The following is a 938-nucleotide window of genomic DNA, read 5'->3' on the forward strand; positions in this document are numbered from 1 at the left end:
GTCGTAGTCCGGATTGGAGTCTGCAACTCGACTCCATGAAGTCGGAATCGCTAGTAATCGTGAATCAGAATGTCACGGTGAATACGTTCCCGGGCCTTGTACACACCGCCCGTCACACCATGGGAGTGGGTTGCAAAAGAAGTAGGTAGCTTAACCTTCGGGAGGGCGCTTACCACTTTGTGATTCATGACTGGGGTGAAGTCGTAACAAGGTAACCGTAGGGGAACCTGCGGTTGGATCACCTCCTTACCTGAAGATACTGCCTCGTGTAGTGCTCACACAGATTGTCTGATAGAAAGTAAAGAAGAGCGGTAAACTTCTGCAGGCTTGTAGCTCAGGTGGTTAGAGCGCACCCCTGATAAGGGTGAGGTCGGTGGTTCAAGTCCACTCAGGCCTACCAATTCTTCCTCACGCTGCGTAACACGTCAGGTTCGCATAGTCCACTATGCGTTGCGATGCGCCGTGCGGGGAGGATGACATTTTTAGTCAGAAGCGTACCAAACCTTTGGGGCTATAGCTCAGCTGGGAGAGCGCCTGCCTTGCACGCAGGAGGTCAGCGGTTCGATCCCGCTTAGCTCCACCATCAACGCCGCCCTGCGTTGATAGTACGTCAGAATGCATTCGTGAATGCATTGCGACGTATTTGCTCTTTAACAATCCGGAACAAGCTGAAAATTGAAACGACGCGTTGCGCCCATTCTTCCGTAAATAAAGAATGACGCGGCGACGCGTTCGAGTCTCTCAAATTTTCACGATTCACAGGACGCCTGTGGGTTGTGAGGTTAAGCGACTAAGCGTACACGGTGGATGCCCTGGCAGTCAGAGGCGATGAAGGACGTGCTAATCTGCGAAAAGCGTCGGTAAGGTGATATGAACCGCTACAGCCGACGATGTCCGAATGGGGAAACCCAGTGTGTTTCGACACACTATCGTTAACT

2 tRNA genes and 2 rRNA genes are annotated in these 938 nt (G+C 52.1%); all 4 read left to right on the top strand.

The features are described 5' to 3' along the window. Positions 1 to 249, top strand: a 16S ribosomal RNA gene (locus tag BS626_RS17990); the annotation flags it as partial. A 74-nt stretch (positions 250 to 323) separates the two neighbouring features. Next, a tRNA-Ile gene (locus BS626_RS17995) sits at positions 324 to 400 on the top strand. 107 nt (positions 401 to 507) lie between these two features. Continuing rightward, positions 508 to 583: transfer RNA gene (locus BS626_RS18000), tRNA-Ala, on the top strand. 197 nt (positions 584 to 780) lie between these two features. Then, positions 781 to 938 (top strand): 23S ribosomal RNA (locus tag BS626_RS18005); the annotation flags it as partial.

Origin of the sequence: Pantoea sp. 1.19, assembly GCF_001922585.1 — a bacterium.
Classification (GTDB): domain Bacteria; phylum Pseudomonadota; class Gammaproteobacteria; order Enterobacterales; family Enterobacteriaceae; genus 1-19.